This is a genomic window from Pseudomonas sp. 22189, assembly GCF_052045635.1.
Lineage (GTDB): Bacteria > Pseudomonadota > Gammaproteobacteria > Pseudomonadales > Pseudomonadaceae > Aquipseudomonas > Aquipseudomonas parakoreensis.
Genome location: NZ_JBQEPG010000006.1, coordinates 105,805 through 117,762 on the forward strand (window position 1 = coordinate 105,805; position 11,958 = coordinate 117,762).

Below are 11,958 nucleotides of genomic sequence, written 5' to 3' on the forward strand. Positions count from 1 at the left end.
GTGGGCAGACGATTTAAAATTCTTGGATTGCCGACAGGTTGTTCCGGCGGCGTGTAGTTTTACTACAAATCTTTGAGCATTTCAGCCTTTCGCCTGTATAGACGAGTAGTAAAACTACAGAGGAAAGGCTTGTGGCCTCCGACTGCGTTGTGAGAATAATCGTTAAGGTTGGTCGATTACCATCCGAAAAAGGTGAAAGTTTGATGCTGGATGCCAAAGAAGAAGAAATTTCAGCTATTTCTAACTTTTGTTCGACAGTCCTTCGCGTAGCGGGTTTTCATCAAACACTACAAGCGGCCATTTACACGCCGATCAAGGATAGACCATGACCCTGCCCGTGCTTGCCGAACTCCCCGCCATTCTCCTGCCGTTGGTCACTCGATCCGAGCAGTCGTTCCGTACGGCCGTCGCCTCCCTTGAAGACGATCACGGCTTGTCGAACTGGACACCGGAGCGTTGGGCGCAATTCGCCCGCGTCGGCGCCGCCAGCGATTTCGTCATTGAACAGAGCGTTCGTGACCCTTTGATGTTGCTGACGCTGGTGCAGTCCGGCGAACTCGACCGGCCGTACGCGCCGGGTGAACTCTGCGCGCAGATTGCCGCCGCCGTGAACACCGCGCAAAGCGAAGATGAACTCGGTCGTGTCCTGCGTCGCCAGCGCGCTCGCCATCAGGTACGAATCATCTGGCGCGACCTGAACCGCCAGGCCGATCTGGTACAGACCTGCCGCGATCTTTCAGACATGGCCGACGCCACCATCGATCAGGCTTATCAATGGCTGTACAGCCGCCATTGCCAGCAGTTCGGCACGCCGACCGGTCGGCGCAGCGGTCTGCCGCAACAGATGGTCATTCTCGGCATGGGCAAGCTCGGCGCGGTCGAACTGAACCTGTCGTCGGACATCGACCTGATCTTCGCCTACCCCGAGGGCGGCGAAACCGTCGGCGTGAAACGCGCGCTGGATAATCAGGAATTCTTCATTCGTCTCGGTCAGCGCCTGATCAAGGCCCTCGACCCGATGACCGTCGACGGCTTTGTATTCCGCGTCGACATGCGCCTGCGCCCGTACGGTTCATCCGGCGCGCTGGTGCTGAGCTTCAATGCACTGGAGCAGTATTACCAGGATCAGGGCCGCGACTGGGAACGCTACGCGATGATCAAGGCGCGGGTGGTGGCCGGCGATCAGACTGCCGGCGCGCAGTTGCTCGACATGCTGCGCCCCTTCGTCTATCGGCGTTATCTGGATTTCTCGGCGATCGAAGCGCTGCGCACCATGAAGCAGTTGATCCAGCAAGAAGTGCGGCGCAAGGGCATGGCCGACAACATCAAACTCGGCTCCGGCGGTATCCGCGAGGTCGAGTTCATTGCCCAGGCTTTTCAGTTGATTCACGGCGGGCGCGACCTCAGCCTGCAACAGCGTCCTCTATTAAAGGTGCTGAGCACGCTGGAAGGGCAAGGCTATCTGCCGCCGGCAGTGATCAGTGAATTGCGCGAAGGCTATGAATTTTTGCGTTACACCGAGCATGCGATCCAGGCGATTGCCGACCGCCAGACCCAGATGTTGCCGGACGGCACTCAGGATCAGGCGCGGATCGCGTTCATGCTTGGTTTCGCCGATTGGCAGGCCTTCCACGAAAAACTGATGTTCTGGCGCGGGCGCGTGGCCTGGCACTTCGCGCAGGTGATCGCCGATCCCGATGAAGAAGAGGGCGCCGACTGCGAAGTGGTGGTCGGTGGTGAGTGGTTGCCGCTGTGGGAAGAGGCGCAGGATGAGGAGGCCGCTTGCCGACAATTGGAAGAAGGCGGCTTCAAGGACGCGAGCAAAGCGCTGAAAGCGCTGGCCAGTTTGCGTGGCAGCCCGCAATTGCGTGCGATGCAGCGCCTGGGTCGCGAACGTCTCGATGCGTTTATTCCGCGTCTGCTGGCTCAGGCGGTGGAACATGACAACCCGGATCTGGTGCTGGAGCGGGTGCTGCCACTGGTCGAAGCGGTGGCCCGGCGTTCGGCTTATTTAGTCCTGCTGACGGAAAACCCCGGCGCCTTGCGGCGTTTGCTGACGCTGTGCGCGGCCAGTCCGTGGATTGCTGAGCAGATCACCCGTTTTCCATTGCTGCTTGACGAGTTGCTCAATGAAGGCCGGCTGTTCAAGCCGCCACTGGCGCCGGAACTCGCCGCCGAGCTGCGCGAGCGGCTGACGCGGATCCCCGAAGACGACCTCGAACAGCAGATGGAGGCGCTGCGTCACTTCAAACTCGCGCACCGTTTGCGGGTTGCAGCGTCGGAAATCGCCGGCAGCCTGCCGTTGATGAAAGTCAGCGATTACCTGACCTGGCTGGCTGAAGCGATTCTCGAGCAAGTACTGGCCCTGGCCTGGCGCCAGACCGTGGCCAAGTACGGCACGCCGCTGCGCACTGACGGCAGTTTGTGCGATCCCGGCTTCATCATTGTCGGTTATGGCAAAGTCGGCGGGCTGGAACTGGGGCATGGTTCGGACCTGGATCTGGTGTTCATCCATGACGGCGATCCGCAGGCGGAAACCGACGGGCCGAAACCGATCGATGGCGCGCAGTTCTTCACCCGGCTGGGGCAGCGGATCATTCACTTGCTGACGGCGCAGACCAACTCTGGTCAGCTGTACGAAGTGGACATGCGTTTGCGCCCGTCCGGCGCGTCGGGGCTGTTGGTCAGTTCACTCGGTGCCTTCGAGCGCTATCAGGAAAATGAAGCCTGGACGTGGGAGCATCAGGCGCTGGTGCGGGCGCGGGTGTTGGTGGGCAGTCAGGATGTCGGCCAGGCCTTCGAGAAAGTCCGCGCGCAGGTTTTGGGCAAAGCGCGGGATCTGGCGAAATTGCAACAGGAAGTCAGCGAGATGCGCGCCAAGATGCGCGACAACCTCGGCACCAAGGGCACCGCAGCCGGTACGGCAGCTAATGCCTTCGAGGCCACGGCGCCGTTCGACCTCAAGCAGGACGCCGGAGGTATCGTCGATATTGAATTTATGGTGCAATACGCGGCCCTGGCGTGGTCGCACAGCCACCCGCCATTGCTGCGCTGGACCGATAACATCCGCATTCTGGAAGAGCTGGAACACGAAGGGCTGATGCCCGCCGAAGACGCCAGCCTGTTGCGCGAAGCCTATAAGGCTTACCGCTCCGCCGCCCACCGGCAGGCCTTGCAGAAGGACGCCGGGGTGATTGCAGGCGACCAGTTTGTCGAGGAACGCCGGCAGGTATTGCGGATCTGGAAAGAGCTGGGGCTAAGCTGAAACGCGCCAGTGAAGGCAATGAGATTCAAAAGGTGGGAGCGAGCCTGCTCGCGAATGCGGAGTGTCAGTCAATATCAATGCTGAATGATTCGGCCCCTTNGCTCCCACAGTAATCTGCGGTGAGTCGCAGGTATGTGAACAGATGCAAAACCATGTAGGAGCGAGCCTGCTCGCGATAGCGGAGTGACAGTCGACAGTCATGTTGAAGGTAATGACCCATCGCAAGCAGCGCCGCTCCCTCAGTGATTCTCGAGGCGGGGAGGCGTAAATGCCTCCCCGGTTCGTTTATGGAAACCACATGAATATTCTGATCGTTGGGCCCAGTTGGGTCGGTGACATGGTGATGGCGCAGACACTGTTTCAGTGTCTCAAACAGCGCCACCCGCAATGCGAAATCGACGTGCTGGCCCCCGAGTGGAGCCGGCCGATCCTTGAACGCATGCCCGAAGTGCGCAAGGCCTTGAGCTTTCCGCTCGGCCATGGCGCGCTGGAGCTGGCGACGCGTCGGCGAATCGGCAAATCCCTGGCCGGCCAGTACGATCAGGCGATCCTGCTGCCGAATTCGCTGAAGTCGGCGCTGGTGCCTTTTTTTGCTGGCATCAAGCAACGCACCGGCTGGCGCGGCGAATTCCGCTACGGTCTGCTCAATGACGTGCGCACGCTGGATAAAGAACGTTATCCGCTGATGATCGAGCGCTTCATGGCCCTGGCTTACGAGCCGAACGCCGAACTGCCGAAACCGTATCCACGTCCGAGCCTGCAAATCGATCCAGTGACCCGCGAAGCGGCACTGGCCAAGTTCGGTTTGACTCTCGACCGTCCGGTGTTGGCGCTGTGCCCCGGTGCCGAATTCGGCGAGTCCAAGCGCTGGCCGTCCGAGCATTACGCCAAGGTCGCCGAAGCGCGGATTCGCGAAGGCTGGCAGGTGTGGTTGTTCGGTTCGAAAAACGACCACGCGGTGGGCGAAGACATCCGTGCGCGGCTGATTCCCGGCTTGCGTGAAGAGTCGGTCAACCTCAGCGGCGGCACCTCGCTGGCTGAGGCCATCGACCTGCTGTCCTGTGCCGATTCGGTGGTGTCCAACGACTCTGGCCTGATGCACGTGGCTGCGGCGTTGAACCGTCCGTTGGTGGCGGTCTACGGCTCGACGTCGCCGGGTTTCACCCCGCCGCTGGCCGAGCACGTGGAAATCGTTCGACTGGGTCTGGATTGCAGCCCGTGCTTCGACCGTACCTGCCGGTTCGGCCATTACAACTGCCTGCGCCAGCTGATGCCGGACGCGGTCAACGACGCCTTGCAGAAACTGCAGGGCTCCGTGGTCGAGGTTCATTAAGTTGCGGGTATTGCTGATCAAGACTTCATCGCTGGGCGACGTGATTCACGCGTTGCCGGCGCTGACCGACGCGGCCCGGGCCATCCCCGGGATCAAGTTCGACTGGGTGGTGGAAGAAGGCTTCGCCGAGATCCCGACGTGGCACCCGGCCGTCGGCAAGGTGATCCCGGTGGCGATCCGTCGCTGGCGCAAGAACCTCTGGCAGACCCTCAAGAGCGGCGAGTGGAAGCGCTTCAAGCAAAGTGTGCGTGCCAGCCAATACGATCTGGTGATCGACGCTCAGGGTCTGTTGAAAAGTGCCTGGCTGACGCGCTACGTCAAAGCCCCGGTGGCCGGCCTCGACAAAGGCTCGGCGCGCGAGCCGATCGCTGCACGTTTCTATGACCGCAAACTGGCGGTGGCCCGTGGGCAGCATGCGGTCGAACGGGTGCGTCAGCTGTTCGCCATCGCCCTCGGCTATGACCTGCCCAAAGGGTTGGGCGACTACGGCCTCAACGTCGAGCGTCTGGTGGAATTGCCGCGCAAGAGTTCGTTCGTGGTGTTCCTGCACGGCACCACGTGGGACACCAAGCACTGGCCGGAAGCCTACTGGCGCGAGCTGACCGAACGCGTCGGCTATCTGGGCGTCGGGGTCAAACTGCCGTGGGGCAACCCGCTGGAGAAGGCCCGCGCCGAACGGATTGCCGCCGGTTTCAAACACGCCGAAGTGCTGCCGAAGCTGAATCTGGCCGGGGTCGGCAAAGTGCTGGCCGGCGCCCAGGCTTGTGTGGCGGTAGACACCGGTCTCGGTCATTTGGCCGCCGCGCTGGATGTGCCGACGATTTCGCTGTTCGGCCCGACCAACCCGGGCCTGACCGGCGCCTACGGCAAGGTGCAGATTCACATGGCCAGTGATTTCCCCTGCGCTCCGTGCCTGCAAAAGAAATGTACCTACCAACCGACTGCGCAGGATGCCCGTCAGTTTGACCTCAAGCGCGAGCAGCCTCTGTGCTTCACGCGTGTAAATCCCGAGCGTGTCGCCAGCCGTCTGAGCACGTTGTTAATGGCTGAGGAGCTGCGCTGATGCAATTGGCTTTTGTCCTGTACAAATATTTTCCGTTCGGTGGCTTGCAGCGCGACTTCATGCGCATCGCCCTCGAATGCCAGAAGCGCGGCCACCAGATCCGCGTCTACACGCTGATCTGGGAAGGCGACGTGCCGCCCGGTTTCGAAGTGCTGGTGGCGCCGGTCAAGGCGTTCTTCAACCACCGTCGCAACGAGAAACTCACGGCGTGGATGGAAGCGGATCTGGCCAAGCGTCCGGTGGACCGCTTGATCGGCTTCAACAAGATGCCGGGTCTGGACGTCTATTACGCCGCCGACGGCTGCTTCGAAGACAAGGCGCAGAACCTGCGCCATTCGCTGTATCGCCGTTGGGGCCGCTATCGCCACTTCGCCGAGTACGAGCGCGCGGTGTTCGCCAAAGACGCGAAAACCGAAGTGCTGATGATTTCCGAAGTGCAGCAGCCGCTGTTCATCAAGCATTACGACACGCCGCTTGAGCGCTTCCATCTGCTGCCGCCGGGTATCGCCCAGGATCGTCGGCGGCCGGCGGATGCCGACCAGATTCGCGCCGGTTTCCGCGCCGAATTCAACCTCAAGGACGACGAACTGCTGCTGGTGCAGATCGGTTCCGGGTTCAAGACCAAGGGCGTCGATCGCAGCCTCAAGGCGCTGGCGGCACTGCCTGCCGAGCTGAAGAAACGCACCCGGCTGTTTGTAATCGGCCAGGATGACCCCAAATTGTTCCAGATGCAGAGTGCCACTTTGGGCCTGGGCGACAACGTGACGTTCCTCAAGGGCCGCAGCGATATCCCGCGATTCCTGCTCGGCGCCGACTTGTTGATCCACCCGGCGTACAACGAAAACACCGGTACCGTGCTGCTCGAAGCGCTGGTGGCCGGTTTGCCGGTGCTGGTCAGCGCGGTCTGCGGTTACGCCCATTACATCGCCGAGGCGGATGCCGGGCGCGTGCTGGACGAACCGTTCGAGCAGGCGCAACTGACGCAGTACCTGACTGACATGTTGAGTGACGACGCTGCACGCGTGGCCTGGAGCCGCAATGGTCTGGCCTTCGCCGAGACGGCCGACCTCTACAGCATGCCGCAGCACGCGGCCGATGTGATTCTGGCGGAGCACGCTTAAATGAAGTTGATGCTGGCTGAACCGTTCAAGAGCCTGTGGGCCGGGCGCGACCCGTTCGCCGAAGTCGAAGGCTTGCAGGGCGAGGTCTATCGCGAGCTGGAAGCTCGACGCACGCTGCGCACGGAAGTCGACGGCAACGGATTTTTCGTCAAGATCCACCGGGGCATCGGCTGGGGCGAGATCTTCAAGAACCTGCTGACCGCCAAGCTGCCGGTGCTCGGCGCGGGTCAGGAATGGCAGGCAATCCAGCGTTTGCAGGCAGTCGGCGTGCCGACCATGACCGCCGTGGCTTACGGCGAGAAGGGCAGCAACCCGGCGGATCAGCATTCGTTCATCGTCACCGAAGAGCTGGCGCCGACCGTCAGCCTCGAAGATTTCAGTATCGATTGGGTCAAGAACCCGCCGCGGCCGAAACTCAAGCGCGCGCTGATCGCTGAAGTGGCACGCATGACCGGCATGATGCACCGCGCCGGGGTCAACCACCGCGACTGCTACATCTGCCATTTCCTGCTGCACACCGACAAGCCGGTCACGCCGGACGATTTCAAGCTCTCGGTAATCGACCTGCACCGCGCGCAGACCCGTGCAAAGATTACTCAACGCTGGCGCAACAAGGATCTGGCCGCGCTGTATTTTTCGGCGCTGGACATCGGTCTGACCCGTCGCGACAAGCTGCGTTTCCTCAAAGGCTACTTCCAGCAACCGCTGCGGCAAGTTCTGGCGGAAGAAGCGCCGCTGTTGAGCTGGCTCGAAGGCAAGGCCAACAAGCTTTATGCGCGCAAACAGCGTTACGGGGATGCGCTCTGATGGCGGGTTGGACTCTTGAGCCGCAATACAGCGAACTGAGCGAAGATTTCGGCAGCCTCGAAGCGGTGTTTGCTCTGCAGGGCGAGCGCCTGACCCGTGATCCGCTGTCCGAAGTCATCCGCGTGCAGCGCAACGGCGTCAATTACTACGTCAAACGCTACGTCGGCGCTGGCAAAGGCTTGCGCCGCTACCTGGGCAAGCCACGGGTGAAGATGGAGTGGCAGAACCTCAAGCGCTTCGCCAAGTGGGGCATTCCCACCGCCGAAGTGGTGGCCTGGGGTCTGGAGCGACGTGGCGCGGCTTATGCCCGTGGCGCGATGATCACCCGCGAGCTGCCGCGCACCGAAGACCTGTCGGCGCTGGCCGAACGCAACGATCCGAAACTCAAGGATCGCCTGTGGGTTGATGGCATCAGCCGGCAACTGGCCGGCTACACGCGAACCATGCACGACCACCGCTTTACCCATAACGATCTGAAGTGGCGCAACCTGCTGATCGACGATCAGGCGCAGCTGTTTTTGATCGACTGCCCGAACGGCGATTTCTGGCGCGGCTTTTGGCTCAAATACCGGATCACCAAGGATCTGGCCTGTCTCGACAAGGTGGCCAAATATCACCTGTCGAACACCCAGCGCCTGCGCTTTTACCTGCAATACCGCGGACGTGATCGGCTGAATGCCGCCGACAAGAAACGGATTCGCCACGTGGTGAGATTTTTCGAGGGACGCGAATGACTGATTTCCTGGCTGCTGAAGACCGGGCGCTGCTTGAGCGTCATGGCCTCGGCACTTTCGACGCGCTCTGGGCCAAGCAGCTCGAAGCCGTGGACGAACCGAACACCGATGGCGGTGGCTGGAGCAGCGTGTTTCGCCTGGAGCTGGAAGGTCAGGCCTACTACCTCAAACGGCAGAGCAATTACCTGACCCGCACCCTGCATGCGCCGTTCGGCGAACCGAGTTTTGCCCGCGAGTTTCGCAATATCAGCCGCTACAACAAGCTGGGAATTCCTGCGCTGCAAGCGGCGTTTTTCGGCGAGCGCAAGGTCAAGGGCGATGTTCAGGCGATCCTGCTGACCCGTGCCCTCGACGGCTGGGACGACCTTGATTCGCTGTTGCAACGCTGGTCCGAGCTGAGCGCCGCGCAGCAATCGGCCATTCTCAAGGCCTGTGGACAGCTGGCGCGCCAGCTGCACGGCGTGCGTCAGGTGCACGGCTGCTTTTATCCGAAACACATCTTTTTGCAGGCTGATGGCGACGCGTATAAGGCGCAGTTGATCGACCTGGAAAAGACCCGGCCCCTGCTGTTCGGCATGCGCGACCGGGTCAAGGATCTGGAGCCGCTGCTGCGTCGCGCCCCGGAATGGAGCGAGGCGCAATTGCGCGAGTTGCTCGCGGCCTATCTCGATCAGCCAGTCGACAGCTCACTGGTCGACAGTTGGGTGACGCGCCTGACCGCACGGCGCAGTCGCAAGGAGACCCGTTGATGCGCTTGTCCGAACTGAAAAACGCCGGGCGTGCGCCGAGTCTGCCGCTGACGATCAGCCTCGCTGATGCGGCCGGTCCTGCGGATCTGCAGTTGCTCAGTCTGCTGCGGGTGTTGCCGGGGCAGCGCTATGTCGGTGCCGGGGTCTGGCGCGGCCGGCCGGTGCTGGCCAAATTGCTGGTAGGCAGCAAGGCTGCACGGCATTTTCAGCGTGAGCTGGCGGGCGTCAAGCTGCTCGCCGAACAAGGCCTGACCACGCCACTGTTGCTGGCTGATGGCTTGCAGGACGGCGAGGGTGGCTGGCTGTTGTTCGAATTTCTCGAAGGTGCCGAAAGCCTCGGTGAGGCCTGGCAGAAAGTCGAATCACTGCCAGTGCTGGCGGACGAGCAATCGGCGGTGCTCGCCGAGGCACTGGGTGCTATCGGTCAACTGCATGGCAAAGGCTTGTGGCAGGAAGATCTGCACCTCGACAACCTGCTGCGCCAGGGCGGTCAGTTGTACTTGATCGACGGTGCCGGGATCTGTGCCGAAACTGCTGGCCAGCCGTTGTCGCGGCAGAAGGTGCTGGAAAACCTCGGGGTGTTTTTCGCCCAGTTGCCCAAGTCTCTGGAGCCGTTCACCGAAGAATTGCTGGTGTATTACCTGCTGAGCAACAGCGAGCATGCGCTGCCGCTGGAAGCGTTGCAGAAGCAGATCGCCAAGGTGCGCGCCTGGCGCCTGAAGGATTACCTGATCAAGGTGGGTCGCGAGTGCACGTTGTTCAGTGTTCAGCGCAGTGCATTTGGCTTGCGCGCAATCCGCCGCGAGGAAGAAGCCGCGATGCTGCCTGTGCTGGGTCAGGCCGATGCACTGCTCGATCAGGGCCATCTGTACAAGACCGGCGGCGCGGCGAGCGTTGGCAAAGTCGAGGTGGCCGGGCGCACGCTGGTGATCAAGCGCTACAACATCAAAGGCTTCGCGCATTGGCTCAAGCGTTTCTGGCGCCCGAGCCGCGCGTGGCATTCGTGGCGCGAAGGCAATCGCCTGGCGTTCCTCGGCATCGCCACGCCGAAACCACTGGCAGTGCTGGAAAAGCGCTTTCTGTGGCTGCGCAGTCGCGCCTATCTGGTGACCGAGTTCCTGCCGGGGCCGGACATCATCGAGCGCTTTGCGCCGTATGTTGAAAGCGGTGCAGCGCCGGAATCCGAGTTGCAGGCGCTGGATCAACTGTTCGCCCGATTGATTGCCGAGCGCATCAGTCATGGCGACTTCAAGGGGCACAACCTGTTCTGGCAGGAGGATCGCTGGGCGCTGATCGACCTGGATTCGATGTGTCAGCACGGTTCTTCCGGCAGCTTTGCCCCCGCCTATGCCAGGGATCGCGCGCGGTTTATGCGCAATTGGCCTGAAGGAAGCGCGCTTTATCAAGTCATTGACCAGCGTCTTCCCAAGGACAGCTCTAGCGCTGACTGAATCTGGGCTATCGGTCCTGTGCGGGCAAGCCCGCTTCCACAGTCGTTCCGGTCGTTCAGAACTTCCTGTGGGAGCGGGCTTGCTCGCGATGGCGGCGGTGCGGCTTGCCCCTCTCTTGAAAGGCGACGCCTGTGCTGTTTTTTACGTGTTCAGATAGCGCACCATTCCTGCAAAGCTGGTTGTCAGGTATTCAGTCACATCCCCTGTTACTAGAAGTTTGCCGTCGTTTTGTATATGGATGCGGTTGGCCAGATCAATCCCCCCAAGATTCGTCATGATTCTCCCGTCGGTGCCAAAAGTGGGGTCTACTTTTCCGTTTTCGAGATAGCGCATCAGCATAAAATCGGCTCTTTCGGCATTGCCGAACGACGCTCCGGCAGCTACAGCTTTGTTGTCGGACTGAATGGTTATTGTCGAGTGTATGGCGCCGCCGTCATACGCTTCAATGTTAGGTGTCCCCCCGTAAAATGAATCGTCCAGCTTTCCATCTGAATGGATGCGAGTGACCAGAGGCTGTTCCTTGCCCTCAAAGCGGGCATGACCCGAAGCGACAAATTTTCCATCCGATTGTTGTGCAATTCCTGTGATCTGCGCTGCCAGACTGCTCTTTACAGGAATGATGGCAAATCCATCGTCGCCAAAGGAAGTATCAAGCTCGCCATTTTCCAAGTAGCGGGTAAACATCAGCTTGCCATTTCTGGATCCTGCAAAGAGCAATTTTCCAGACTTCAATGTGAGTATTGACGAGATGTAAATTTTGCCGGCATACACTTCGCCATTCGACCCGAAGCTGCTATCTGGCTTACCGTTATCGAGAATGCGTCGGATAATGACTTTGTCGTCCTCAACGCCGGAAACCTCTGTGCTCACGAACACAATTTCCCCGTCGTCCTGTATTGCAATACAATTACATTTTTGCTTTCCAGAAGATTCATTAAAGATGAGTCGACCACCCTCACCAAATGAGAGGTCGAGATCACCTTCGGGCAGAACTCTGATAAGAAACACATTATGCACGAGCTTATCTAAACGGCCGAAAGAGCCAAATATAACGGCCTTGCCATCGGATTGCAGGGTAATCCATGCTTTTGTGATGGGCTGACGAGGGACAAGGTCGATGTACTTTATGCCCTGATCGCCAAAAAGGCTGTCTACAACGCCGGTATTCAGATGTCGTACGAGCGCCAGACGATCTCCGACTGCAATAACGCTGAGGATTTTCCCATCGGTTTGTAATACGGAAGAGCCAGGATTTGATATGCCTGGTAGATTGAAAAGTACCTTGCCTTCAACGCCAAAAGTCGGGTCAGGGGCGTTGTTGTTTTTAGAGTTGGTTAGTGTGTTCATTGTCTGCTTTCCTATGCGAAATTAATAACAAATGCGCGAGTGGCAATACCTGCTGTCTAGATATAAGCGTAATGATTTGTTGTGGGCT

The 11,958-nt window shown here is 60.1% G+C and carries 10 protein-coding genes; 9 read left to right on the forward strand and 1 reads right to left on the reverse strand.

Features of this window, described 5'->3' with window-relative positions:
- Window positions 1-203 precede the first annotated feature (203 nt).
- From ACTJKS_RS08175 to ACTJKS_RS08215, 9 genes are all read left to right on the forward strand, one after another.
- Complete coding sequence (locus ACTJKS_RS08175) at window positions 204-329, forward strand: hypothetical protein (protein WP_256198919.1); 126 nt, start codon at window positions 204-206, stop codon at window positions 327-329.
- Complete coding sequence (glnE, locus tag ACTJKS_RS08180; protein WP_086794212.1) at window positions 326-3,265, forward strand: bifunctional [glutamate--ammonia ligase]-adenylyl-L-tyrosine phosphorylase/[glutamate--ammonia-ligase] adenylyltransferase; 2,940 nt, start codon at window positions 326-328, stop codon at window positions 3,263-3,265. Before ACTJKS_RS08175 ends, glnE begins: the two co-directional genes overlap by 4 nt.
- A 298-nt stretch (window positions 3,266-3,563) precedes the next feature.
- Entirely contained in the window at window positions 3,564-4,598 is a 1,035-nt protein-coding gene (gene waaF, locus ACTJKS_RS08185) for a lipopolysaccharide heptosyltransferase II (protein WP_047290935.1), read from the forward strand.
- Between the two features lies 1 nt (window position 4,599).
- A complete protein-coding gene (gene waaC, locus ACTJKS_RS08190) occupies window positions 4,600-5,661 on the forward strand; it encodes a lipopolysaccharide heptosyltransferase I (protein WP_262947740.1) in 1,062 nt (353 codons plus the stop codon).
- Complete coding sequence (locus ACTJKS_RS08195) at window positions 5,661-6,782, forward strand: glycosyltransferase family 4 protein (protein ID WP_142579696.1); 1,122 nt, start codon at window positions 5,661-5,663, stop codon at window positions 6,780-6,782. The genes waaC and ACTJKS_RS08195 overlap by 1 nt, the downstream gene beginning before the upstream one ends.
- A complete protein-coding gene (rfaP, locus tag ACTJKS_RS08200; RefSeq protein ID WP_108181485.1) occupies window positions 6,783-7,589 on the forward strand; it encodes a lipopolysaccharide core heptose(I) kinase RfaP in 807 nt (268 codons plus the stop codon).
- Window positions 7,589-8,323 carry a lipopolysaccharide kinase InaA family protein gene (locus ACTJKS_RS08205; protein ID WP_041065844.1) on the forward strand — a complete coding sequence of 245 codons (735 nt, stop codon included), beginning with the start codon at window positions 7,589-7,591 and terminating at the stop codon, window positions 8,321-8,323. The genes rfaP and ACTJKS_RS08205 overlap by 1 nt, the downstream gene beginning before the upstream one ends.
- On the forward strand, window positions 8,320-9,072 hold the full coding sequence (locus ACTJKS_RS08210; protein ID WP_108181486.1) for a lipopolysaccharide kinase InaA family protein: 753 nt from the start codon (window positions 8,320-8,322) through the stop codon (window positions 9,070-9,072). Before ACTJKS_RS08205 ends, ACTJKS_RS08210 begins: the two co-directional genes overlap by 4 nt.
- The gene (locus tag ACTJKS_RS08215; protein WP_262947742.1) at window positions 9,072-10,523 is read left to right on the forward strand and encodes a lipopolysaccharide kinase InaA family protein; all 1,452 of its coding nucleotides are present in this window, start codon (window positions 9,072-9,074) and stop codon (window positions 10,521-10,523) included. Before ACTJKS_RS08210 ends, ACTJKS_RS08215 begins: the two co-directional genes overlap by 1 nt.
- Before the next feature lie 141 nt (window positions 10,524-10,664).
- On the opposite strand, the gene ACTJKS_RS08220 is transcribed toward ACTJKS_RS08215, so the two are convergent.
- Window positions 10,665-11,870, reverse strand: a complete 1,206-nt coding sequence (locus ACTJKS_RS08220; protein ID WP_262947743.1) for a hypothetical protein — start codon at window positions 11,868-11,870, stop codon at window positions 10,665-10,667.
- Window positions 11,871-11,958: the final 88 nt, after the last annotated feature.